The 22,682-nt window shown below is 61.3% G+C and carries 24 protein-coding genes; 10 read left to right on the top strand and 14 right to left on the bottom strand.

Going from position 1 to position 22,682, the window contains the following annotated elements; genetic code table 11:
* Positions 1-164 precede the first annotated feature (164 nt).
* On the top strand, positions 165-578 hold the full coding sequence (msrB, locus tag RDN59_RS06905) for a peptide-methionine (R)-S-oxide reductase MsrB (protein WP_308607199.1): 414 nt from the start codon (positions 165-167) through the stop codon (positions 576-578).
* Between the two features lie 56 nt (positions 579-634).
* Here the strand turns inward: msrB and hemQ are convergent, their stop codons facing one another.
* Positions 635-1,336, bottom strand: coding sequence for a hydrogen peroxide-dependent heme synthase (hemQ, locus tag RDN59_RS06900; RefSeq protein ID WP_308607198.1), 702 nt, complete (start codon positions 1,334-1,336; stop codon positions 635-637).
* A gap of 176 nt (positions 1,337-1,512) precedes the next feature.
* On the opposite strand from hemQ, the gene RDN59_RS06895 reads away from it, so the two are divergent.
* Complete coding sequence (locus tag RDN59_RS06895; RefSeq protein WP_308607203.1) at positions 1,513-2,127, top strand: DUF3000 domain-containing protein; 615 nt, start codon at positions 1,513-1,515, stop codon at positions 2,125-2,127.
* A gap of 1 nt (position 2,128) precedes the next feature.
* Positions 2,129-3,376, top strand: coding sequence for an HRDC domain-containing protein (locus RDN59_RS06890; RefSeq protein ID WP_308607197.1), 1,248 nt, complete (start codon positions 2,129-2,131; stop codon positions 3,374-3,376).
* Here the strand turns inward: RDN59_RS06890 and dxs are convergent.
* The 5 genes from dxs to dut all read right to left on the bottom strand — a co-directional run bounded on the left by dxs (position 3,357) and on the right by dut (position 9,019).
* Entirely contained in the window at positions 3,357-5,285 is a 1,929-nt protein-coding gene (gene dxs / locus RDN59_RS06885; RefSeq protein WP_308607196.1) for a 1-deoxy-D-xylulose-5-phosphate synthase, read from the bottom strand. The genes RDN59_RS06890 and dxs overlap by 20 nt on opposite strands.
* Before the next feature lie 114 nt (positions 5,286-5,399).
* Positions 5,400-6,716, bottom strand: coding sequence for a TRAM domain-containing protein (locus tag RDN59_RS06880; protein ID WP_308607195.1), 1,317 nt, complete (start codon positions 6,714-6,716; stop codon positions 5,400-5,402).
* Positions 6,703-7,338, bottom strand: coding sequence for a DUF3159 domain-containing protein (locus RDN59_RS06875; protein ID WP_308607202.1), 636 nt, complete (start codon positions 7,336-7,338; stop codon positions 6,703-6,705). Before RDN59_RS06875 ends, RDN59_RS06880 begins: the two co-directional genes overlap by 14 nt.
* A 246-nt stretch (positions 7,339-7,584) precedes the next feature.
* Positions 7,585-8,502 carry a DUF3710 domain-containing protein gene (locus RDN59_RS06870; RefSeq protein WP_308607194.1) on the bottom strand — a complete coding sequence of 306 codons (918 nt, stop codon included), beginning with the start codon at positions 8,500-8,502 and terminating at the stop codon, positions 7,585-7,587.
* Positions 8,503-8,542: 40 nt separating this feature from the next.
* A complete protein-coding gene (gene dut, locus RDN59_RS06865) occupies positions 8,543-9,019 on the bottom strand; it encodes a dUTP diphosphatase (protein WP_308607193.1) in 477 nt (158 codons plus the stop codon).
* Between the two features lie 124 nt (positions 9,020-9,143).
* Between dut and RDN59_RS06860 the strand changes: the two genes are divergently transcribed.
* Entirely contained in the window at positions 9,144-9,680 is a 537-nt protein-coding gene (locus RDN59_RS06860; RefSeq protein ID WP_308607192.1) for a DUF3093 domain-containing protein, read from the top strand.
* Between the two features lie 45 nt (positions 9,681-9,725).
* Here the strand turns inward: RDN59_RS06860 and RDN59_RS06855 are convergent, their stop codons facing one another.
* A complete protein-coding gene (locus RDN59_RS06855; RefSeq protein ID WP_046648179.1) occupies positions 9,726-10,016 on the bottom strand; it encodes a DUF4193 domain-containing protein in 291 nt (96 codons plus the stop codon).
* 321 nt (positions 10,017-10,337) lie between these two features.
* Here RDN59_RS06855 and ppgK point away from each other — a divergent pair, with 321 nt between their 5' ends.
* Positions 10,338-11,135: a polyphosphate--glucose phosphotransferase gene (ppgK, locus tag RDN59_RS06850; RefSeq protein WP_308607191.1), complete on the top strand. Its 798-nt coding sequence runs from the start codon at positions 10,338-10,340 to the stop codon at positions 11,133-11,135.
* Between the two features lie 201 nt (positions 11,136-11,336).
* Entirely contained in the window at positions 11,337-12,809 is a 1,473-nt protein-coding gene (locus RDN59_RS06845; protein WP_308607190.1) for an RNA polymerase sigma factor, read from the top strand.
* A gap of 87 nt (positions 12,810-12,896) precedes the next feature.
* Here RDN59_RS06845 and RDN59_RS06840 read toward each other — a convergent pair whose 3' ends face one another.
* The 7 genes from RDN59_RS06840 to RDN59_RS06810 form a co-directional block, all read right to left on the bottom strand.
* Entirely contained in the window at positions 12,897-13,328 is a 432-nt protein-coding gene (locus RDN59_RS06840) for a hypothetical protein (protein ID WP_308607189.1), read from the bottom strand.
* A gap of 143 nt (positions 13,329-13,471) precedes the next feature.
* Positions 13,472-14,182: a dihydroxyacetone kinase phosphoryl donor subunit DhaM gene (gene dhaM, locus RDN59_RS06835; RefSeq protein WP_308607188.1), complete on the bottom strand. Its 711-nt coding sequence runs from the start codon at positions 14,180-14,182 to the stop codon at positions 13,472-13,474.
* A 3-nt stretch (positions 14,183-14,185) separates the two neighbouring features.
* The gene (gene dhaL / locus RDN59_RS06830; protein ID WP_308607187.1) at positions 14,186-14,851 is read right to left on the bottom strand and encodes a dihydroxyacetone kinase subunit DhaL; all 666 of its coding nucleotides are present in this window, start codon (positions 14,849-14,851) and stop codon (positions 14,186-14,188) included.
* A gap of 2 nt (positions 14,852-14,853) precedes the next feature.
* Complete coding sequence (gene dhaK, locus RDN59_RS06825) at positions 14,854-15,855, bottom strand: dihydroxyacetone kinase subunit DhaK (protein WP_308607201.1); 1,002 nt, start codon at positions 15,853-15,855, stop codon at positions 14,854-14,856.
* Positions 15,856-16,002: 147 nt separating this feature from the next.
* On the bottom strand, positions 16,003-16,437 hold the full coding sequence (locus RDN59_RS06820; protein ID WP_308607186.1) for a DUF2871 domain-containing protein: 435 nt from the start codon (positions 16,435-16,437) through the stop codon (positions 16,003-16,005).
* Between the two features lie 162 nt (positions 16,438-16,599).
* Positions 16,600-18,390 carry a DEAD/DEAH box helicase gene (locus RDN59_RS06815; RefSeq protein WP_308607185.1) on the bottom strand — a complete coding sequence of 597 codons (1,791 nt, stop codon included), beginning with the start codon at positions 18,388-18,390 and terminating at the stop codon, positions 16,600-16,602.
* 102 nt (positions 18,391-18,492) lie between these two features.
* The gene (locus RDN59_RS06810; protein WP_046648196.1) at positions 18,493-18,744 is read right to left on the bottom strand and encodes a DUF3039 domain-containing protein; all 252 of its coding nucleotides are present in this window, start codon (positions 18,742-18,744) and stop codon (positions 18,493-18,495) included.
* A 48-nt stretch (positions 18,745-18,792) separates the two neighbouring features.
* Here RDN59_RS06810 and RDN59_RS06805 point away from each other — a divergent pair, with 48 nt between their 5' ends.
* The 4 genes from RDN59_RS06805 to RDN59_RS06790 all read left to right on the top strand — a co-directional run bounded on the left by RDN59_RS06805 (position 18,793) and on the right by RDN59_RS06790 (position 22,571).
* Positions 18,793-19,254, top strand: a complete 462-nt coding sequence (locus RDN59_RS06805; RefSeq protein WP_308607184.1) for a DUF3099 domain-containing protein — start codon at positions 18,793-18,795, stop codon at positions 19,252-19,254.
* A 78-nt stretch (positions 19,255-19,332) separates the two neighbouring features.
* Entirely contained in the window at positions 19,333-20,874 is a 1,542-nt protein-coding gene (locus RDN59_RS06800; protein ID WP_308607200.1) for a methyltransferase, read from the top strand.
* 86 nt (positions 20,875-20,960) lie between these two features.
* Positions 20,961-21,437 carry a D-aminoacyl-tRNA deacylase gene (dtd, locus tag RDN59_RS06795; RefSeq protein WP_308607183.1) on the top strand — a complete coding sequence of 159 codons (477 nt, stop codon included), beginning with the start codon at positions 20,961-20,963 and terminating at the stop codon, positions 21,435-21,437.
* Between the two features lie 138 nt (positions 21,438-21,575).
* Positions 21,576-22,571: a sigma-70 family RNA polymerase sigma factor gene (locus tag RDN59_RS06790; protein WP_046648202.1), complete on the top strand. Its 996-nt coding sequence runs from the start codon at positions 21,576-21,578 to the stop codon at positions 22,569-22,571.
* Positions 22,572-22,682 lie beyond the last annotated feature (111 nt).

Raw genomic sequence — 22,682 nt, 5'->3', positions numbered from 1 at the left:
TGGACGTCGTCCAGCATGCCCACCGCCGCACACTGGATGAGCGTCTTCATCGCCACCATCGGGTGGGGCCTGCTCATCGTCGTGACCGCTGCCTCCGTGACCGGCTGGTGGAGCGCAGAACGAGGGGCTAGCCGGCAAGCTCAGTCGAGCGATAAGATTCCCGCATGACTGATTTCAAGCTCATTGCAGATACCGAATGGCGCAAGCGCCTAAGCCCCGAGGAATACCACGTTCTGCGTGAGGCCGGAACGGAAGCACCGCATGTCGGCGAATACACCAACACGACCACCGAAGGCGTGTACTCCTGCCGGGCCTGTGGCGCCGAGCTCTTCCGCTCCACGGAGAAATTTGAATCGCACTGCGGCTGGCCATCCTTCTTCTCCCCCTTGGCCGGCGACGCCATCATTGAGCGCGAAGACAATTCACTGGGCATGCGGCGCATCGAGGTGCTATGCGCCAACTGCGAATCCCACCTCGGTCACGTCTTCGCAGGCGAGGGCTACGATACGCCGACGGACCTGCGCTACTGCATTAATTCCATCTGCCTCAACCTAGAAGAAAAGCCGGTCGAGGACTAGACCTTCAACCGACTTCCGATGCCTTTCGCTGCCGCTACCGCGAATTATCGCGGTTCTTAAGGCAGGATAGCGATGAGCTCAGCCACGTCCTTCACGCGGCGTCCTGTGTGGAAGGGGATCTCCTCGCGCACGTGGTGTCGTGCCTCGGTGTAGCGCATAAGGTACATCAGGTCCACGATGCGGTGCAGCTCCGGGGCCTCAAAGGCCAGGATCCACTCGTAGTCACCCAGCGCGAAGGCCGGCACGGTGTTTGCGCGCACATCCGGGTAATCACGGCCCTGCATGCCATGCTCCATGAGGATGCGGCGGCGCTTTTCTTCATCCATGGTGTACCAGTCGTAGGAACGCACGAAGGGATAGACAGAAATCCACTCGCCAGGTTCTTCGCCCATGATGAAAGACGGCAGGTGGGACTTGTTGAACTCTGCCGGGCGGTGCAGGGCGTTTCCTACCCACGTCACCTCAGAAACCTGGCCGAGGACGGTGTCGCGGCGGAAGTCCGCGAAGGCCTTCTGGATGTCGGCGAATTCCTCCGCGTGCCACCAGATCATGTAGTCAGCGCTCTCCCGCATTCCGGACAGATCGTAGATACCGCGCACGGTAACCACGCCAGCTTCTTCGAGCTCCGCGAAGAACTTCTGCGCCTGCGCGACGATCTCCTCGCGCTCGGTGCCCAGCGCACCCGGGATGACCTGGAACACCGCGTGCTGCGAGTAGCGCTGGACCTTGTTGAGCTCGGCGAAGTTGACCTTCGACATGCCTCTCTCCTTCTTTCAACCGACAAAGTTTCTTATCCATCATAAGTTGGAGGCGCCCCCGCGCGCCACTAGCCTTTCGGCGCGCCTTCCACCGCCACACGGGCGGAACTTATACCTTGATCCCCGTGAGCAATTCCGACGTTTCTTCGCGCAACCTTGCAGGGGCACCGACCAACCTGCACGATCGCGCCGCCGCCTCTTCCGCCGAATCGCGCCCCGCAGAACCGAGCACTCCGGCTGCCTTCACGGAGGCCGTCGAGTCCCTCCACGCTGCGCAGCTGCGCCCAGAAATCACATTGGGCACCATCCGACCCCCGCAGCGACTGGCCCCGTTCAGCCACGCCATTGGCCTGGAGGTTGAACGTCACGAGCATGAGGAGGCTATCCCCACCGACTCTGAGGGCGATGCCTTCGGCCGCCTTATCCTGCTGCACGATCCAGGTGCTGAGGAAGCCTGGGAAGGTGCCATGCGCCTCGTGGCCTACATCCAGGCCGACTTGGAGGATGCCGTAGCCGGAGACCCGCTGCTTCCCGACGTCGCCTGGGAGTGGCTCACCGAATCCTTGGACGTGCGCGAGGCGACACACACCAACCTCGGAGGTACTGTCACCTCGACCGCCTCGGTGCGCTTTGGCGAGATCGGTGGTCCGCCGCGCGCCTATCAGCTGGAAATGCGCGCTTCCTGGACCGCAGCCGGCCTGGATCTTGCCCCACACGTCGAGGCTTTTGCACAGGTACTTTCTCTCGTCGCAGGCCTGCCGCCCGAGGGCGTCACCGAGCTCGGGCGCTAACATGAGCGAACTGCGCCAGGTCCCCGTCGACGGCACGCCAAAAGTCCTGCTTTCTCCCCGTGAGTTCCAGGCGGGTGCCGCGCGCCTAGCCGCGGGGACTGGCCCTTTCGCCATTGATACCGAACGCGCGTCAGCCTACCGCTTCGATGACCGCGCCTTTCTCGTACAAATTCGCCGGGAGGGCGCAGGTACGCTCCTGTTTGCCCCGGAGAATCGTCGGCATGAGCTGAGTTCCGCGCTAGCGCCGGTGCTCAACGGCCAGGACTGGGTAGTCCACGCCGCTCCTTCCGATCTTCCCTGTCTGGCCTGGCTGGGGCTACACCCCGGAACATTGTTCGATACCGAACTCGCCGCCCGCTTCGCCGGTTTTGCACATCCCAACCTGGGGGCGATGGTGCTGGAGCTGTTCGACGTCGAACTGGAAAAAGGTTACGGCGATTCCGATTGGTCCCAAACCCCCATTCCCCGGACATGGCGCAACTACGCGGCGCTCGACGTGGAGCTACTCAACGAGCTTGCTGTGACGTTGCGCGACATCCTTGCAGAAGAAGACAAACTCGACTGGGCCTTTGAAGAATTCGACCGGATCATCGACGATCATGCCGGGATTACCGGCCCCGAGCCTCGGACGTGGCGGGAGCTTAAAGGCGTCTCGTCGCTACGCACACGCGAACAGCTCGCCGTGGCTCGCGAGTTGTGGCAACGCCGCGAATCCATCGCGCGATCCCAGGACATTGCCCCCAACCGGGTGCTGCCGCACCGCGTGCTCGTGGACATAGCGCGCCGCGTGCCTCGCACCCCGCACGACATCAATCAGATTAAAGGGTTCCCCCGCCGCCGCGGTGGGGCTACGTTGCGCTGGCTCGATGCCGTCACGACTGCGCTGGATAGCCCGCGCCAGCAGTGGCCAAAGCCGCTGCGCAGCCCCCGCCCGGTGCCCTCCAAATCAGTATTTAACCGGGATTTTCCGGAGCTGTGGCAACTCTACTGCGAGATCCGCCATGACTTCGAGGATCTCGGTGACGAACTGCGCATGAGCTACGAGCTGATCCTCAAACCCAGCCTGATACGTACAGCGGTGTGGGCAGCCTTCGGGCCAGAAGGCGGCGTCGCGGGGGAGATCGCAAAAGATGTCGATATCCCCGATTTCCTGCGCTCTCAGGGCGCGCGCGAATGGCAAGTCGAACTGGCCACGCCGCTCCTGCAGCGCGGGTTAGCGCGGATGCGCCCTACTCCCCCGCGCTCTTAGCAGACTCCTCAGCATCGCGTGCAACTACCCACTCACGCACTGAGTTCGCGATGCCCTCCGGGGTCAAGCCAAAGTCCTCGAGGATTTCTCCGCGGCTGGCATGCTTGGGGAAGCAACCGGGTACGCCGAGCCTGTGCACTGGAGTGTCAACATCGGCGGCGTCGAGGGCCTCAGCCACCATGGACCCCACACCGCCTCGCAGGATGCCATCCTCCACCGTCACCACAAGATCGTGATCAGCAGCCAACGCGATAATGGATTGCGGTACCGGCACCGGCCAGCGCGGGTCCACGACGGTCACGTTGAAGCCTTGGGCTTCGAGCAGCTCAGCTGCACCCAGGGAACGCGCGCTCATGGCACCGATGGCGACGATAAGTACATCAGTGGCCTCCTCCGCAGAGGCAGCGGCATCGGAATAGCTCAGGATGTCTACCCCATCATCGAGCCGCTTGAGTTCGTCGCGGTCATCAAGGAGGTTGCCCTTGGGGAAGCGCACCACGGTCGGGCCATCCTCGATAGCGATGGCTTCGTTAAAGAGTTCCCGCAGGCGGGCACCATCGCGCGGGGCGGCGATGCGCATGCCGGGGACGATGCTCATGAGCGCCATATCCCACACACCGTTGTGCGAAGCACCATCAGAGCCCGTGACGCCGGCACGGTCGAGGACAATGGTCACTGGCAGCTTGAGCAGCGCAATGTCCATGATGACTTGGTCCACCGCACGGTTGAGAAACGTAGAGTACACCGCCACCACCGGGTGCATCCCGGCCAGCGCCAGACCGGATGCAGAAGCCATGGCGTGCTGCTCAGCGATGCCGACATCAAAGAAGCGCTCCGGGAACTCCTCTTGGAAGGGGGTTAGCCCCGTCGGCCCAGCCATGGCGGCAGTAATGGCGACGATGTCCTCGCGGGCGTGGCCCGCCTTGATCAATTCTTCCGAGAATGCCGCGGTCCACCCCGGTTGTTTCTGTCCCTTGGATACACCGGTGACAGGGTCGATGGCTCCGGTGGAGTGCATCTGGTCCTTCGGCTCGTTGACCGCAGGAGCAAAGCCATGCCCCTTCTCGGTGACCGTGTGCACGATGATGGGACCGTCATAGTCACGGGCGTAGCTCAGTGCCCGCACGACTGCCTCAATGTCGTGGCCGTTAATCGGGCCAACGTACTTGATGCCCAGCTCCGGGAACATCTCCGTGGGCATGACGGTCGACTTCACGCCCTCCTTGACCGCGTGCAATGCATCAAAGGTGCGCTCGCCTACCCAGCCCATGGACTTGAGGCGCTTCTTGCCCAGCGCCATGAACTCGTCGTAGCCGTGCTGTGCACGAATGCGCCCCAGATTCTCTGAGAGGCCGCCGATGGTTGGCGAATAGGAACGCCCGTTGTCATTAACGATAATGACAACGTTGCGGTCCTTGTCGGCAGAAATGTTGTTGAGGGCTTCCCAGCACATGCCGCCGGTAAGGGCGCCATCGCCCACCACCGCCACGGCATTGCGGTGGGATTCACCCCGAATCTTGAAAGCCTTGGAGAGCCCGTCCACCGTGGATAGCGCCGCCGAGGCGTGGGAGGATTCGGTCCAGTCGTGTTCTGACTCTGCGCGGTCCGTGTAGCCGGACAAACCGCCCTTCTGACGCAGCGTATCGAATTGAGAGGCGCGGCCCGTGAGCATCTTGTGCACATAAGACTGATGCGAGGTATCGAAGACGATGGGGTCGCGCGGGGAATCGAAGACGCGGTGGATCGCCACCGTGAGCTCCACGACGCCCAGGTTAGGGCCTAGGTGGCCGCCTGTAGCGGACACCTTCTCAATGAGGCGCTGACGGATATCCGCCGCGAGCTCAACCAGTTGCGTCTTGCTCAGGGCTTTAAGATCGCCTGGTGATTGAATGGAATCCAGAATGCCCATAGAGCTTGCCTTAAACCCCTTCATCGATCGTTTTTCTTCTCTACCACCGTACCCGTTGACACGCGTGACGCGTCAATCATTACCCCGCCTCTCCCGCAGCGCACCCTGCGCGCCCTAAGCCAGGGGAACCAGCAGCGCCAGGGTTTCAAAGTGATGTGTCCCGGGGAAAGCATTCACCATGGCGAGGCGCTTCGCGCGGTAACCATGCTCCGACCAAGCAGCCAAGTCCCGGGCGAAAGTAGCGGGATCGCAGCCGATATGCAGGATGCGTTGCGGCTTTGCCGCGGCGACAGCGGCCACCACGTCGTTGCCAGCACCGGTACGCGGCGGATCCAAAATCACCGACGCCGGCTGCGGAAGCTGGCTGGCCACCTGCTCCACCTTGGCGGTGCGGAAGTGCACGTCAATGCCTGCGAGCCCCGGCTGCGCCGCTGCTGCTGCGGGCGAATAATCGACGGAATACACGGTCGTGTGCCCGCCTTGGGGTGCGGTGACATCTGCGAGCGCGGGAACGAACAGGCCAACGCCGCCATACAGATCCCAGGCCACTGCATTCCCCGCGGCCCCTCCCGCTGCATCAAGTTCACCGCCGTTCCCGTGGTCTTCTGCGCCGAGCCACTCGCGTGCAAGGCTGGTATAAACGTCCGGTGCTCCCACGTGCGCCTGCCAAAAAGCGGTGGGCGGGAAGCGGAACTCGTGGCCATCAGCACGCTGCACCACGTTCTCAGTCGGAGCCTCAATGACCTCTCGAATGGTCTCGATTCGCCGTCCCCGCGGCGCCTTCCGGGTTTCCACAACGTGCCTATTGCCGTCGCTATCCATGACCGCGATTACCTCTGCACCTGGGTTAAAGGTACGGGCATCAGGCCCCACTAGGCCGTCGACGAGACCCGGAATCAGTTGGCTACACGCTACGTCAGTGACGAGCTCCTTGGAGCCACGCTTGCGTAGACCAGCACGGCCCTGCTTGTCGACGCCCAACCGCACCCGCGTGCGCCACCCGCGGTGCGGTGCCACATCGATGGTCTCGACGGCGGGAGCATCCTCGATGTGAGCCACGCGGCGCAGCTGATCAAGCAAGACTGTCACCTTGATGTCTGGCTCCGCCGCGGGATCGAGCTCAGCGAAGTCACAACAGCCGGCGCCACGCTGCGCGGCCGGGCACGCAGATTCGACACGGTAGGGCCCAGGTTGTACGACGGAACTCAGCGCGGCTTCCACAAAGGACTTCTTCACCTTGGTCGCAGTCACCGTGACATGGTCGCCGGGGAAGGCGCCCGGGACGAAGCACACGCGTCCGTCGGGGGCCGCCCCGATTCCGACACCGCCGTGCCCCATGCGTTCGATGGTGGTGTCGAATGACTTCCCTTTGCTCAGGCTTCCGGCAGCGGTGCTCTGATCTTTCGCAGAGTTCTGCTCAGTCGCGGTCATGGATCTTCTCCTTAGTGTTGTCGCCGCCCTGCGACGTAGTGTCACCGCCCTGTGCTTCCTCCACAGCGGCATTAGCGCGGCGCACCATCCAGATAGTAAGGAGGGTGACGATACCCGTTAGCGGCCAGCCCATGAGAATGCGGACGATACCAAGCGTTGTGGTGGCATCGGCATCGTAGAGCGCGCGTTGCACCGCAAAACGCGCGATGAACACCGTCGCCCACCCGGCGGTGGCATAGGCATAGGAACGTCGCGCCCGTGGCACTGTGCGCCACCCCATGTCCTCGCCGTTGAGGCCTTTCCACACCACGCCGACAAGCGGCCAGCGCAGAATGATGGAAACGATCGCGACGATGAACAGCACGAGCGACATCCAAATTCCGTAGAGGAAATAGCCTTTGGCATCCCCGGTAAACCACGCGATTCCGGCGCAGATAGCTACGCCTAGCAAACCAGAAAAAGCTGGTTGCAAAGTCTCCTTGCGTGCCAAGCGCCACAGGCTGATAGCCAGCGCCACGCCCAATGCCGCAACAAGCGCCGGCCCCAACCCCCAGACGTTGTTGACCGGGATGAGAACGAGCACGGGCAGGGTCGCAGACACGAGCCCGGTCAGCCCACCCATCTGGTCGAGCAACGACGGCTCCGAATCTCCTTCTGGCGGCACCGTCGCTTGTCCTGCCGCCCTGTCAGCGCCAGGATTCGAGGACGACTTAGTGGCCGGTTCGGCGATGTGCTCGGTGGTATCAGGGTCAAGCGCGGACGCCGGGGTGCTGTAAGGCTCGCGCTCTTCGGGAGTAGGGCTGGTCACGTGCTTAAGGGGTCCTTTTCGGTAGTGCCGGAGGGGTCTAGGCCGACAGGCTGAAGTGCGCTACTTGTTCTCGTTGTCTTCGAGGTCGCGCAACTGCTCGCGGGCCTGAGACTCCGCAGTCTTCTCTGTATCCGTGGCCGTGTCCGCTGGCGCTGCGCTGTCCGCGCTGGCTGCCTGTGCGGCCTGCTGCTGGCGTTCCTTCAGTGCCTGCTGAACTTGCTCAGCCAGCTGCTGCGGAAGCGTGACAGGCAGGGAGCTGCCAGCCAGGATGGGATCCTCACCGCGGTAGACAAAGGTGCGGGCAACGACTTCGCGCCCTAGCTGCGCCAACTCCTCTTCCTTGCCGGCAGGTGCGGCCAGGGTCAAGCGGTACATCCACCGCGGCCCCTCCACACCGATAATGCGTATACCGCCCTTGTCACTGCTGCCGACGATCTCAGAACCCCACGGGCCATCCTCCGGGTGGGCAGCAAAACCATCGGCTTCCAAGCCTTTGATGATGTCCTTCGCAGACTCCGCCCACTGCCCCGGCGTGCGCGGCGCGGCAAAGGCCACAGGGGTCATGCGGCCGTGTGGGGTGAGAATGTGGAGCATGCGCGGGCCTTCCTGGCCCATCTCCACCTGGACCTGTGAGCCCTTCGGCAGCGGGATGCGCAGTGAGCCCAGATCCAACAGACCTACGGAGAAGTCCTCAAAGTTGAACTCAGCGATGTCGACGTTATCGCCATCGTAGGGACCCATGTCGCCGTTGATGGCATCGTGAGCCACCGCCTTCACGGCCAGAGACGTCTGAGCGTCCTCCTCATCCTCGCGGACGAGATCAGCGGTTGGCTCGGGAGCGGCCTCAGCGGCGCCGTCGTTTGCGTTCTCCGCTGCCGGGGTCACCGTGCTGGTGTCCTCAGCCACGGCCTCGCCAGCCGCCTCACCCTGGTGGACGGCGGAGTTCTTCTTCTTTTTTCCAAAGGGCCACATCGCCATTGTTTAAGCCTTCCTAATTCTGTGTCGTTTCTGCATGAACTTAGTTAACTCCGGTCGATCCATACCCGCCATCGCCACGAGCGGTGTCATCAAGTTCCTCGACTTCCTGGAAGCCCACCAGCTCCACGCGTTGGACAATCAGCTGAGCGATACGCATTCCCCGCGTGACCTCAAAGGTCTCCTCTGGGTCGTGATTGATGAGGCATACTTTAACCTCACCACGATACTCAGCATCAATGGTGCCGGGGGTATTCACGACGGAAATGCCATGCTTGGCCGCCAGGCCCGACCGCGGGTGGACCAAGCCCACCGTGCCCATCGGCAGGGCAAGGGCAATGCCCGTACCGACAAGAGCCCGCTCGCCGGGCCGCAAAGTAACGTCGTGAGCAGCGTAGAGATCCGCGCCCGCATCGCCGCCGTGAGCGCGATGCGGTAGCGGAAGCTCCTTATCAAGGCGCTTGACCTGAATGTCGCCGAAAGGACTAACCGGATCTATGAGAGGGTGTTGCTCATTCACGCGGCCCAGCCTACCTTGTCCCCACTATCCCCAACCTTCAGGGCCGGACGCCGCGTCGGCCTGGCGGCCGCACCTACTCTGCGTGTTGGGTTCTCCCCCTCCCCGGCGGCTAGACTCGAGGGTCATGACTTCGAGTTCTTCGTCTGCTTCCCCCTCAGCGCCAGCCGCCTCCCCTGTGGTCCTCTATCGTGAGCGCCAATGGGTGCCGTGGTACTGGTGGCTGATGGCGGCCTTCGTAGTAGTGATCTCCACCGCCACGGTCAGCCTCAACCGTGGAATCATGTGGATCATCGTCCCCGCCATCCTACTCAGCGCCATCGCCGCGTGGGTCCTGCTGACATGGTCCAACACTGTGGTGCAGGTGGAACAGGATGCCGACGGCACACGGTGGCTCACCGTCAAGGACGCGCAGCTACCGAACGATGTTGTCGCCCGCAGTACCGCGGTGCCGGCCACTGCACGCCGTAACGCGTTAGGCCCACAGCTCGATCCGGCTGCCTTCCTCGTCACACACGGCTGGGTACCCGAACACGTCATGCTCGTCCTCGATGACCCCGAAGATCCAACGCCCTATTGGCTCATCGGATCCACCAACCCCGAAAAACTCCTCGCAGCCTTTGTCCCCGAGCAGGCCGCAGCAGCTACAAGGCGCAGCAATTAAGGCTTGAGTTAAGGCCTAAAGCCACGCCTAGGTGAAACTGGCCTACTAGGCGCAGTCCATGCAGACTGGCTCGCCGTCCTCTTCATGGTCAAGGCGCTTGTTGGACTGCACCAAGAAACATACCGAGCAGGTGAACTCGTTTTCTTTGCGCGGAACGACGGTGACGTTGAGCTCTTCACCGGTCAGGTCGACTGACGGCGGTTCGAAGGCCTCGACGATTTCTCCATCGTCATCCATGCCATTGTTGTCGTTTTCAGCCGCCTTCAGGCCCTCGAGGGAATCGGCCTCGAGGTCGTCTTCAGCGCGGCGACGCGGTGCGTCATAATCCGTGGCCATAATGCTTGCCCCTGTGAGTCAAATCGATAGGTATGTGTATTTATCGACGGCATCCTAAACCAGACTGGCCTCTGTGTCACACTCGCCCCGCCGTGGGGGCACCAAACCTCACACTATCCTACCCCCAATCACTCCGCCTTTACCCGTGTGAGCTGCCAATTTCAGCTCCATAGCGGGCCGCGAAGATTTCATCACAGTCTGCGCCTACCGCCAGCCCAAGGAGCACGTCACGCACCGGACACCGCAGGGCACTACCGACACTGCCCTTTTCATCCCCGAGGTCGTGCCACACCATCGCGCGGGTGGACATAGACTGTTCGTATGACCGCCCATGAATCACAGCACCAGGACACGAAACCGAGCCCGCAGCACGAAGGCCACGCCTTCGGCATCGATGTTGGAGGCTCTGGCATCAAGGGTGCCGAGGTCGACCTCGCAACGGGAGAGTTCGTTGGTGACCGCCTCAAGATTGCTACTCCCCAGCCCGCCACGCCGGACGCCGTCGCTAAGGTGATCGCCCAGATCGTCAAAGAGAAGAACTGGGACGGTCCCGTCGGCATTACCATGCCAGCGGTGGTAAAGGACCAGGTAATCCGCAGCGCAGCAAACATTGATAAATCTTGGATCGGTACGGATGCACAGGAATTGTTGAGCTCATACCTCACCGTTCCTTTTACCGTGCTTAACGACGCCGACGCGGCCGGCCTCGCGGAAGTAGCTTATGGCGACGAGATTGCACGCTCCGGCCCCGTCATCTTCCTCACTTTGGGCACTGGTATTGGTTCCGCTTTCCTACTAGATGGCCAGCTCTTCCCCAATACGGAGATTGGGCACCTCATCGTTGGCGAGAAGGAGGCGGAGCACCAAGCCTCTTCTGCCGTCAAGGACCGCGAAGGGCTCAAGACCAAGCAGTGGGCAAAACGCGTCAACCGAGTGCTCCACGAGTATGAGGCTCTATTTAACCCCTCAGCTTTCGTCATCGGCGGTGGGATTTCCCGCAAGTTTGACAAGTGGGGAGAGCATCTCCGCATTGAAACGCCGGTCGTTGCAGCTCAGCTTCGCAATCGCGCCGGTATAGTAGGCGCAGCCATGGCAGCACAAGAAGGTATTCGCCCATAAGGCAACCGGGGCCAGCTCTTCCGAGTTGACCCCAGTCACCGCCTAGTGCAAGAAATGATCTATACTGGGCTGTCGATTATCCAATATCCAGCGGCGCGCCTCCCCTGCTCATCTCGGAGGCGGGCTAGCATCGGGGACTAGTCGCGATAAACTTGCGCGTCCCCATAGTTTCCACTCAGAGAGCAAGTCGAAAGGGCGTACGTGGCAGCCACTGATTCTTCAGACCAGGTACTCGGCGCGGGCGAGAGCACCTCCGAGGCATCTGCACCTGCACAGAAGACCGCCAAAAAGACGGCAAAAAAGACCGCTAAGAAAACAGCCAAGAAAACCGCGAAAAAGACCGCCAAGAAAACGGCTAAAAAGACAGCCAAAAAGACGGCCAAGAAGGCAACGAAGAAGACCACTCGCAAGTCTGCACAAAAGGCCACAAAGAAGACGGCCAAGAAGACCGTGCGCAAGTCAGCAGCCACGAAGGCAACGTCGCCTGAAGCTGCCGAGTCTTCCGAGGATCTCGCCGAGGATCAGACCGACGAGTTGGACGCCGACACCACCGACGATGCCGATATCGATTTCGATCCGGACACCGCCGAGATGGATGATGAAGACGAGTTCGGCGACGACGATGATGACCTCGAGGGCGACGACACTGATGAGGACGAGGACGATGGTTCCTCGGTCTGGGATGAGGATGAGTCCGCAGCCCTGCGCCAAGCCCGCAAGGATGCGGAGCTGACCGCGTCGGCAGACTCCGTCCGCGCCTATCTGAAGCAAATCGGTAAGGTCGCCCTGCTCAATGCCGAGCAAGAGGTCTCCCTCGCCAAGCGAATCGAGGCTGGCCTCTACGCTCAATACCGCATGGATGAGATGGAAAAGGCCCGCGCCGAGGGCGACAAGGCCGCCAAGCTTTCCCCCATGGAAAAGCGTGATATGCGCGCCATCGCTCGTGATGGCCGCAAGGCGAAGAACCACCTTCTCGAGGCAAACCTGCGTCTCGTGGTGTCCTTGGCCAAGCGCTACACCGGCCGCGGCATGGCCTTCTTGGATCTCATCCAGGAGGGCAACTTGGGTCTCATCCGCGCTGTTGAGAAGTTTGACTACACCAAGGGCTACAAGTTCTCAACGTATGCCACCTGGTGGATCCGTCAGGCTATTACCCGCGCGATGGCAGACCAAGCACGCACCATCCGCATTCCAGTGCACATGGTCGAGGTCATCAACAAGCTGGGCCGCATCCAACGAGAGCTGCTGCAGGATTTGGGCCGCGAGCCCACGCCGCTGGAGTTAGCGAAGGAAATGGACATCACCGAGGAAAAGGTGCTGGAAATCCAGCAATACGCTCGTGAACCCATTTCCTTGGACCAGACCATCGGTGATGAGGGTGACTCCCAGCTGGGTGACTTCATCGAGGACTCCGAGGCCGTCATCGCTGTCGACGCGGTCTCCTTCACCTTGCTGCAAGACCAGCTGCAGGACGTTCTCACGACCCTGTCTGAACGTGAGGCGGGCGTGGTTCGTCTGCGCTTCGGCCTCACCGATGGCATGCCGCGCACTTTAGACGAAATCGGCCAAGTCTATGGTGTCACCCGCGAACGTATTCGCCAGATCGAGTCCAAGACCATGTCTAAGCTGCGCCACCCTTCGCGCTCCCAGGTGCTGCGAGACTATCTCGACTAAGCCCGAGAACACGACAGTGCCGGCGAGGAAAGGTTTCCTCGTCGGCACTTTTCTGTATGTATCAGGGCGCTGGGGTTCCTCGCAGCTCTAGGGTTCTAGTCCCATGACCACCATCATGGCCATGGGAACGAACGGTGCAATGCAACTCCAGCAGAATCCGATGATCATCCCGGACACGGTGATGCCGGTACGCCTATGCTCCGGACTTCGCCCTGATCCGAGGACGAGCGCCACGATCCCCAGCCCCACGGCGCACCATCCGGTAAAGATCGTCAGCATCGACGACAAGAATCCCACGGCACTCCACAAGAGTGTCAGCACGATGATGACGAGTGGCGGCAGCACCGCCAGACCCAGCACCCACGGCGCGAGGGGATTCGGCGTAGAGGGGGTGAGTATTGGCCGCGTATAGGAGCCTCCATAAGAATGCGAGGAGGTGTCCGGATAAGCCTGTGTGTACGGCGTGTGGTACGGGTTGCCAGTGACGTTGTTCGGCTCCACGTAGTCGGGCTGGTTCATGGATTCCCCGCTTTCGAGAGAACTCAACTAGGACGTTGTCTTTTACCTTATGCGAAGGTAATGAGACCATCCTTCCGTGCGGGGGACAGTGCCCGCACAGTGTACGGCGCACGAAATGTGCGCTGTCGTGCGGACCATAGGTTCTAACCGTCGAGCCCCAGCTCGATGGCCGTGGCAATCCGGTCGATGACCTCTTTATCGGAGATATCACCGCTAATGGTCACCGATGCGCCCTGGCAAGCACCGAGCGACATCAGCATCATCGAGGAGTCTGCCTCTACTGTCTCGCCGTCATTGGTAAGGACGATATCGCCCTCTGCCTCTGCGGCCATTTCAGCGAGCTTGGACGCGGGACGGGCATGAAGGCCAGCTTCATCGGCAATGGTCACAGTCAGCGAGTACCGATTTGGATCTGCCTCTTGCTCTTCCTCGCACACAGTTGTAGAAGCAGCAGGCTGCTGAGGAGTGAACGCCTCGATGGCTCGTCTAGCGGCTTCAGCAACTGCACCCACATCATCGCCTTGCTGGGCGGCGGTTGCTGCGGCGATAGTGGCCTCGACCAGTGGGGCGTCAACAAACAGTGCTTGTTCTTCGTCCAGAAACTCAAGAACCGACTCGACGGTCATCGTGGCCGAACCCAAGTCCGTGAGCACGACAACGCTGAGTCCTTGACCTATGGCGTGGCTGATAGCGCCCTCGATGAAGTCATAGGACGTTCCGATGCTGCCGTCTTCCAAGCCACCCGCAGGAAGGATGGTGACATCAGCGGCCATCTGGGCGGCCAGCTCAGCCAATCCTTCTGCGAGCTTCGCCGAATGCGAAACGAGAACAAGTCCAACGCGCGGCTGTGCCATGCTCTACGCCCCCTTCCCAGTAGTCTCGGCGGCCTCAGCAGCCGCAGCGAGGAAAAGCGCCGAGGAGGCGGCACCCGGATCCTTGTGCCCGGCAGAGCGCTCGCCTAGGTAGGAAGCGCGTCCCTTAGTTGCAACCATCGGGATAGTAGCGTCCGCGCCGGCTGCGGCCGCGTCGGCAGCCGCGCGCAAGACCTTAGCGGGACTCTGTTCAGCATCGGCGGCGTCGCGGGCAGCGCGCGCCGCTGGTGCCCAGGCATCGACCATGGTCTTCTCCCCTTCCGTTGCTTTTCCGCGGGTCATGATTCCTTGGAGGGCGTCCTCAATAAGCGCAGCCGTCGTAGAGGCATCAATGTCACCGGTGCCGGCGGCCTTCGACGCACGCAAGAAGGCGGTACCCAACAATGGGCCGGAGGCTCCGCCGACGGTGGACATGAGAGTCTTCGCGGTTAGTTTGAGTACGTCAGCGACCGTTGAGTCATCCGAAGAGATATCCGCAGCAACCTTGTCCACGACGGCGCGGAAGCCACGGTCGACGTTTTCTCCATGGTCGCTGTCCCCAATCGCGCGATCGAGCTCGATGAGCTCCTCACGGTGTTCACGCGCGGCCTCGGCACAGCTTTTCATCCATTCCTGTGCCCACGCGCTTGAAAGAGTTTCAGAATTCGTCATAGTTACATTCCTTGGCGTAGTGCGGAGGTGTGGCAGGGAGCGTCGAAAAGCGCGAGGTCCTCGTCGTCCGCGCGCATGACGGTGGCAGAGCACCCAGCCATGTCCAGGCTGGTGACGAAGTTACCCACGAGGGAGCGCTCAATGGCGATGCCAGCCTCCTGGAGACGCTGGGCCACGCGGCGGTAGACCACGTACAGCTCAGAGGCCGGGGTGGCGCCCATGCCATTGACAACGACGATGGTGCGCTCCCCCTCCCTCAGCTTGAGATCTGCCAAGACGGGATCGAGTAGGTGATCGGTAACGTCATCGGCAGAAACCAGCGGAATTTCCTTGCGGCCCGGCTCGCCATGGATACCCACGCCGAGTTCGACTTCATCTTCCCCAAGCTCGAAGGAGGGCTTGCCCACGTGCGGCACCGTACAGGCGCTCAGTGCTGCGCCCATGGTCGCGGTATTCTCCACTACCTTCTTCGCCACCGCCGTCACCGCGGCCAGATCATCACCGCGCTCGGCTGCGGCGCCTGCCAGCTTCTCTACCAAGAGGGTTCCTGCCACGCCGCGGCGTCCGGCTGTAAAAGTAGAATCCTCCACGGCGACATCGTCGTCCACGATGACCTGGCTGACCTCGATATCATCAAACTCCGCCAGCTCGGCAGCCGTATCAAAGTTGAGAACATCACCGGTATAGTTCTTCACGATGTAGAGAACGCCTGCCCCAGTGCTTACCGCTTCTGTGGCCGCTTGGATTGCATCCGGGGTAGGCGACGTAAACATGGCGCCGGGCACTGCCGCATCCAGCATTCCGTAGCCAACGAAACCCGCATGCAAAGGCTCGTGGCCGGATCCGCCCCCAGAGACGACGGCGACCTTACCGCTCTCCTTCTTCTGGGCGCGAGCAACGAAGAGGGGATCAGTGGCATGAGTAACGATGTCACTGTGGGCCAGGGTGAAGCCTTCTACTGATTCAGCTACGACGCTATCTGGTGAGTTGATGAGCTTTTTCATCATCCATCTCCTTAGGTTCTCATCCTGAGGTTCTATTGACCTTGAGCACACTTCTCGGAATGCTGTCGAGCCTACCCTCGCACCCGGCTACCACGCCGATGATGGTGCCCTCGAGAACAATGGCGCGAAGCCCTACCGATAAGACCGCTAGGCTGCAGCGGGTGAGTCGGCAGGCTCCTTCAGTGCACGGCCAAGTGCGACGAGGAAGAGCGACAGGCCCACCGTAATGAAGATGTGTCCGAGGCCGGCGATTCCGGCGATCATCGCGGTAGATTCCTCACCGAGCACGGTGAGGCTGCCGTGCCAAATGAGCATCGCAACGGTAACCACCACGCCAGCGTTGTAGAACCAGAAGAAGGAATTGAACAGCTTCTTGTTATGGGACACGGCGAACACCTTGTCTACCACAAGGAAGATGAGGAACATCATGAATCCCAGCGCCAAAAGGTGGGTATGGGCCACGCCCAGCTGGGTGAACTGCCCCTCCGGGAAATCATTCGCGCGCGTGAACTCGCGGTAGAACACGCCGGCGCCCAACCCCATGACAAGGTAGAAAATAGCTGCTCTATAGAGGGACTTCATTATTCGTGCCTTTCTAGCCACGCTGCTGTGGCAGTTGCATTGAGGATAGTGATTGGTCTTTCAAACCAACTGCCCCCATCCTGCTCCGCGCACACAGCTTTTCCATCGCGTAGCTGGTTGAGTTTGGAATCAACTAACTAGTTGATAGCGCGGCCTCGCAGGCTACCACTTGCGCAGATAATCGATGCGCTCCCGCAGCTGCTCGGCGTTACACAGCGCGGTGGGAGGGCCGCCGCAGGCCTTGCGCGCTTCGGTGTGGATGGCACCATGCGGGCGCCCAGTGCGTTGGGCGGTAATCGACACCACCGTGTTGAGTTCTTTGCGCAGTGCGGAAATCTCATCCACCACACCTGACTGGGAACCGGCGCTGCTTGTCGACGCCTCTGCCCCACGCTTAGGCGCGTGCGGGGTGCCGTAGAGCTTGCGGCGTTGTTCCTCCGCTGCTTCCGCAGCCCGGCGCGCCTTCTCTTCTGCCTCGCGGCGATCCAGCTCATCGGACTGCTTCTTGCGCAAAAGGTCCTTGACCTGGTCGGCGTCAAGAAGCCCGGGGATGCCGAGGAAATCCTCTTCTTCATCGGTGATGTTGCCCGTGGTGAACTGTGAGCCGTTATAAAGCAGCCCGGAAAATTCTGCCTCCGCTCCGAGGGACTCATAGGAAGGCTCGAGCATGTCCGGTTCGGACTTCTTCTTATTGGCGTCCTCCAGAAGCTCATCGTCCCAGCCTTCCTTGTCGGGGTTCTTCTCCCCTCCCAGGACGTGATCGCGCTGCTTTTCCATGTTTTCGGCAAGGCCCAAAAGCACCGGCACGGAGGGCAGGAAGACGGAGGCCGTCTCGCCGGGCATGCGGGAGCGCACGAAACGCCCGATGGCCTGAGCGAAGAAAAGCGGCGTCGAGGCAGAGGTGGCATAAACGCCTACGGCGAGGCGAGGAACGTCGACGCCCTCCGACACCATGCGCACGGCCACCATCCACTCGTCGGTGGATTCGGAGAACTCCGCAATGCGCGCGGAGGAGCCTGGATCATCGGAGAGGATGACAGAGACGGGGGTATTGGAGATCTGCTTGAGGATCTTTGCGTAGGCGCGCGCGGTGGTCGTGTCGGTAGCGAGCACGAGACCGCCGGCATCCGGCATGTTGCGGCGCATCTGCATCAACCGTGTGTGCGCCGCCTGCAAGACGGTGGGGATCCACTCGCCTTTTGGGTCGAGGGCAGTGCGCCACGCGCGAGCGGTCTGCTCCGGATTGAGAATATCGCCAAGCCGGGCCGCATGTTCCTCACCGGCGCTATCACGCCAGCGGGATTCGCCGGAGTAGCTGAGAAAGACGACGGGGCGCACGACACCGTCGGCAAGCGCATCACCATAGCCATACGTGTGATCAGAGCGGGATACGAGGTGGCCTTCCCCGTCCTCCTCGTAGCGCACGAAGGGGATCTGCGAGTCATCGGAGCGGAAGGGCGTGCCGGTCAGCGCGAGGCGGTGCTCCGCATCATCATAGGCTTCACGCACGCCATCGCCCCAGCTTTTTGCATCACCGGCGTGGTGGATCTCATCGAGGATCACCAGGGTGCGCCGCGCTGAGGCGACCGCGCGGTGCTTGTACGGGTGCATGCCCACCTGCGCATAGGTCACCACGACGCCGTCCATCGCGGGGTTGACTCCCGAGGAGTTTGTGAATTTGGGGTCGAGCGCTAAACCTACGCGGGAGGCGGATTCCGACCACTGCACTTTGAGGTGCTCGGTGGGCACCACCACGATGACGCGCTCTACAGTGCGGTCCGCCATGAGCTCCGTGGCCACCCGCAGGGCGAAGGTGGTCTTACCTGCACCAGGCGTTGCCACCGCCATGAAGTCCTGCGGCTTGGTGGCTAGGAACTTATCCAAAGCCGCGCGTTGCCACACGCGCAGCGAACCATTATTGGCAAATCTCTGTGCTGGAGTCTGTGTAGACACGGTCAGCGATTATCCCCCTCTAGTTATCCCAACATCCCGCTTCTGTGAAGTTTTTCGTACGTTTCGTTTTACGCCGACGCAGAATGAGCATCGACGTCAGACTTAACGACGGCGCAAGCTCTTGTATATGCGCTCGCAGTCTGGGCACACGGGTGAGCCGGGCTTCGCTTGCTTGGTCACCGGGAAGGTCTCTCCACACAGGGCAACGACGTACTTGCCGTTGACCGCGGAATCGAGGATCTGGTTCTTCTTCACGTAGTGGAAGAACTTCGGGGTGTCGTCGTTGGTCGACGTATCCTCGCGGACATCAGGGCGTTCAATAGTCTTAGTCGTCGTACTCACGCCCCCTATCATGCCGCATCGGTATCGAAGTTGGCGAGTCCTGCAGCTACGCTAGTAGGCATGACCCCTTCGAACTCGCGCGATAACGCCCACCATACCCCACGTTCGGGGCAGCGGCGCGGACGCCGATTCGGGCGCGAAACGCACCTCATCACGACTGCCAAGCTCGCCCCGGGTCAAGACCGGCATCGCCGCGAGATCATTTACTCCATACTCCAGTTTTTACGCGTTCCATCCCTCCTGATAGCCGGGGCCATGGTTTATGTTTGGCAGTGGTGGATCCCCGCTGCCCTCGTCGTGGCCGTCACCTTCCCCCTCCCCTGGATCGCGGTGGTCATTGGCAATGGCCGGGGTCAAAAGAAAGACAAGCGCGAGAAGGCTGTTTATAAGCCCGCAATGGCCCGGCAAATGGCGCAGGCCCAGCGCGAGCAACTGACAAGCCGGTCCCATGGAGCGCTTCCCGGCGCGCCATCTTCACACGACGATTCGGCGAAGCACAACACCATCGACCATGAAGACTAGACGTTTACCGTTTCCCTCCCGAAGCAATGTAAGGACACTTTTGTGAGCACACAACAGCCTTCTCCTTTTGGCCCGGCGATGAACCCAGAACACCCCGTCGCGGATGTTGCGGCCGACCTCGCCCGTGTCTTTGCTGACGCGGGATTCAGTGCGGACGGCATCGCGGGACACTTAGGGCCGGAGTACACCGAGGCCCTGCATCGCGGGGAGCCCGAGGCCGTGGCGCTGGGTGCTAGCGGCGACTCCCGTCTCGACCACCTCATCCGCATCTTTGTGTTGCACGAGCACGTGCCGGCGACGCTGCTTTCCGACGTCCTCGGCGCCCGCCTAGCCACCCAATTACTTGACTGCGGTGTTGCTCTCACCGACGAGCACGGCACCGTCTACGTGGCATACGACATTCGGCCGCACGTCATCGTGGGCAAGAACCGCGTGGTGTTTTCCGATGTTGATGCTTCCCTCGTGGACCACGTTCCCGGTCCCGAACATGTCCTGGGTGTCGGCTCCGCCAGCCTTTCTCTGCTTCACTCGACTCCTACTACTCCGGTGTCATCGGTACTAGATCTGGGCACAGGCTCTGGCGTTCAGGTCCTCGGGCAGCTGGATTCTGCAGAGCGCATCGTCGCTACTGATGTCCATGAGCGAGCCCTCGAACTCGCCGGCGCTACCGTTGCTGCAGCGGACGCAGAGAAACAGGTCGAACTGCGCCAGGGATCCTGGTTCGAGCCGGTACAACACGAGCGCTTCGACCGCATCGTGGCCAATCCTCCATTCGTGGTGGGCCTTCCTGAGGTTGGCCATGTGTACCGAGATTCCGGCCTCAACCTCGATGGCGCTAGTGAGCTCGTCGTATCCCAGGCCGTGGAGCACCTCACCCTTGGAGGAACCGCGCACGTGCTCGCCGCGTGGGTTCACCAAGGCGAGGAGTCCTGGCAACAGCGGGTTGCCTCCTGGTTGCCAGACACCGGCGTGGCCGCATGGATCATTCAACGCGACGTGGCAGATCCTGCCCTATATGTGTCCACCTGGTTAAGCGATGAGTCCGTGGATGTTCGCAGCCCTGAGGGAAGGGAGCGTTCGCGCCGCTGGCTCGAGCACTTCCGCGACCATGAGGTCACCGGCATTGGGTTTGGTTTCGTGGCCATCCAGCGGATTGGGGACGACGAGCCCTCGGACATTCTGGCCGAGACAATGTCACAGCCGGTCATCGATCCGCTCGGGCCCGAAGTGGAAGAATACTTTGCGCGCGTCGAGTGGCTGCGCGCTTTGGTGCCGGGTGAGCTGGAGACCAAGCGCGTTCAGCTGCGCCCCAGTGTTGCTCGGGAAGACGTGGCCCTGCCAGATTCTGAGCTTGGCATGGGCTTTGAGCGCGCAGCGCTACGTTTGAGCCGGACCGACGGTCCGCGCTGGCAGCATGATGTCGACGAGCACCTCGCGGCTATCGTCGCCGGGCTTAATCCACATGGGTTGAGCATCGGCGAAACCATCGAGCTTTACGCCGCCGCACAAGGCTTTGATGAGACCACACTGGTGAGTGCTGCGCTTCCTGCCATCGTGGATCTCATCCGCCATGGTCTGCTGATCCCCACGGAGCTGCTGGCTTTTAGCAACACTGAGTAGGCCGAGTAGTTCGCGTTAGCTGTATCCCCAGTAGCCTCAATGCGTACTGAAAACTCCTCCACAAGAAAGGTTGTGCATCCCCGACCATGCGTGCTGTTCTCACCCGCGTTTCTGAAGCTTCCGTTACGGTAGAAGGCGACGTTGTCGGTTCCATCAGCTGTCCCGACACCGGCGGCATCCTAGCGCTCATCGGCGTATCTCGTGACGATGTCACGGCAGGCACCGAAGCAGGTTCTGCCGACGGGCCATCCTTGGAGGAGCGCATGGACACGATGGCGCGCAAGATCGCCGAGCTGCGCATCCTCGAGGGCGAAACTAGCGTGGTTGACAGTGGAGCTCCGGTGCTCGTGGTAAGCCAGTTCACCCTCTACGGGCGAACGGCAAAGGGCCGCCGGCCATCGTGGTCAGATGCCGCACCCGGGGACGCGGCGGAACCGGTAATCCAAGGGGTTGTCACTCGCCTGCGCGAGCGCGGGATCACCGTGGAGGAAGGTCGTTTCGGAGCCATGATGCAGGTCTCCTCCGTCAATGAAGGACCGTTTACCGTGCTCGTTGAAGTGTAGCTTCGGCGCGCCTCCCCCAAAATGGCCTAAAACTACCTCTTGGACTGGGATGTGTGAACTTTTTTCAAGCCGTGGGAACTATCTGTGCCGAAGGTCCGTTGTAGGAGATGAACCAAGCCGCAACTTAGGAGGCATGAGATGGCCACATCATCCGCTGCTAGCGTCCAGGACGAGGACGGACAGGAAGTTGACCGCGGCTCACGCCGTAACCAGACTAATGACAATCCCTCCGCGGACTTGGTCCGCGTTTACCTCAACGGAATCGGCAAGACTGCGCTGCTGAGCGCCGAAGACGAAGTTGAGCTCGCACAGGCAATCGAGGTGGGCCTGTACGCCGAGTACAAGCTCGCCAATGCCGAAAAGCTGACCCGCGCCGAGAAACGCGACCTCAAGATTCTCGCCCGCGAAGGCAAGAAGGCACGCTCCCACCTCCTCGAGGCCAACCTGCGCCTCGTGGTCTCCCTGGCTAAGCGTTATACCGGCCGCGGCATGCCGCTGCTGGACCTCATCCAGGAAGGAAACTTGGGCCTGATTCGTGCGATGGAGAAGTTTGACTATGCCAAGGGATTCAAGTTCTCTACGTACGCCACGTGGTGGATCCGCCAGGCCATTACCCGCGGCATGGCTGACCAGTCCCGCACCATCCGCCTCCCAGTGCACCTCGTAGAGCAGGTCAATAAGCTTTCCCGCATCAAGCGCGAGATGTATCAGTCCCTGGGCCGCGAGGCTACGAATGAGGAGCTGGCCGAAGAATCCGGCATCGAAGAGTCCAAGATCGAAATGCTACTGCGTCAGTCCCGCGATCCTGTCTCCCTGGATATGCCTGTAGGCACCGATGAAGAAGCACCGTTGGGTGACTTCATTGAGGACGCCGAGGCAACCGATGCAGAGACCGCCGTGGTGGCATCCATGCGCCACTCTGATATTCGCTCCGTCATCGGCTCCCTCGAGGAGCGTGAACAGGATGTCATCCGCCTGCGCTATGGCTTGGACGACGGCGTTCCGCGCACCCTCGATCAGATTGGACGCAAGTTCGGTCTCTCCCGCGAGCGTGTTCGCCAGATTGAGCGCGAGGTCATGGCCAAGCTGCGGGAGGGCAATCGCGCCGATCGCCTCCGCGAATACGCTCTTTAAGTTCTGTTTCATAGCTTGGCGCTAGCCATCGAGGCATATCCCTCCTGCCCACATAGATTGTCTACTGGGCCAGGGAGGTCGATGCTCGGTGGCTTTCGTCATTTCTCGAGG

It is taken from the genome of uncultured Corynebacterium sp., assembly GCF_902489365.1.
GTDB lineage: Bacteria > Actinomycetota > Actinomycetes > Mycobacteriales > Mycobacteriaceae > Corynebacterium.
Note: the sequence above shows the minus strand (reverse complement) of the source record. Positions and strands in the feature narration are given on the sequence as shown.